General features: G+C 62.9%; 2 protein-coding genes and 1 pseudogene. 2 read left to right on the top strand and 1 reads right to left on the bottom strand.

Annotated elements, in window-relative coordinates:
• Nucleotides 1–6 precede the first annotated feature (6 nt).
• The gene (locus VBE63_RS31730) at nt 7–105 is read left to right on the top strand and encodes a flagellar basal body rod C-terminal domain-containing protein (protein WP_416274756.1); all 99 of its coding nucleotides are present in this window, start codon (nt 7–9) and stop codon (nt 103–105) included.
• A 149-nt stretch (nt 106–254) separates the two neighbouring features.
• Here the strand turns inward: VBE63_RS31730 and VBE63_RS30510 are convergent, their stop codons facing one another.
• Nucleotides 255–530: a hypothetical protein gene (locus VBE63_RS30510; protein WP_323686703.1), complete on the bottom strand. Its 276-nt coding sequence runs from the start codon at nt 528–530 to the stop codon at nt 255–257.
• 152 nt (nt 531–682) lie between these two features.
• Between VBE63_RS30510 and VBE63_RS30505 the strand changes: the two are divergent.
• Nucleotides 683–871: pseudogene (locus VBE63_RS30505) on the top strand (hypothetical protein); the annotation flags it as partial.

Genomic DNA, 871 nt, shown 5'->3' with positions numbered 1-871 from the left:
GAACTGGTGAGCCAGCGTGTCGGCCAGCGGCAGACAGAGGCCTCCGCCCAGGTCGTCAAGGCGGCCGATGAGACGCTCGGAACGGTGATCGATCTGTTTGTTTGAGCGGGGTTGAGCGGCCGTTGTCGACACGGCGGATGACACTGAACGTCAAACCTTCTCATATGGCCGTTCTGGCGCTCTTCCCGCTGCTGCTCGCGGGTTGCACCCACCGCTCGCTACGTCAGCGACTGGGGTGAGCGGCCAACCAGCGGCTAATCCAACTTGATGCAGTAATTCCCGCTGGTACGGTAACCCACTGGACAAGACTCCAGCTTGATGACGACCTCCTTGTCGGTGTTGTCCAGCGGAATGCAGTAGTGGCCACTGGTGCGATAACCGACTGGGCAATTGCCCACCTTCGGGATCGGCTGTTGATCCTTATCCTCCGCCGTTGCGGCGAGCGGTGCGTTCAGCAGCACGAGTGCAAGGCTCGTGCGGCCCAGCATTTGATGGCTCAAATGCCAACGCTGGTTTGTCGTTGCTGTCATGAGGGTGTTCTCCTGTGATGGGCGACGCTCCAGCGTCGCGATGACTGCATCGTGATCGGTGTGCTGCCAGGCTGGCAACCTTGCCGCTGTCCACCCTGGCCTGGGAATCGGTACCCTGCAGCCCTGCGTACCGCTTGTTTCAGGGTCGAATCATGTCTGCTGCTGCCTGTTCCGCCGCCACCCAACCGGCACCGACCGCCCCCGCCTTCCCAACGCTGCGCCTTGAGCGCCTCTGTTTCCACTTCCAAGCCCAGGAGCCGATCCGCCTGCCGACCTATAGCGGCTCGGCCTGGCGCGGATTGCTCGGACACAGCCTGCGGCGCAGCGTCTGCGTCACCCGC

Origin of the sequence: Lamprobacter sp. (assembly GCF_034860625.1) — a bacterium.
Classification (GTDB): domain Bacteria; phylum Pseudomonadota; class Gammaproteobacteria; order Chromatiales; family Chromatiaceae; genus Lamprobacter.
This window is presented reverse-complemented; position numbering and strand designations above follow the sequence as displayed.

What these genes read in the sequence shown, in the direction of transcription:
- VBE63_RS30510 (WP_323686703.1), bottom strand. Translation starts at nt 530, where the DNA reads ATGACAGCAACGACAAACCAGCGTTGGCATTTGAGCCATCAAATGCTG.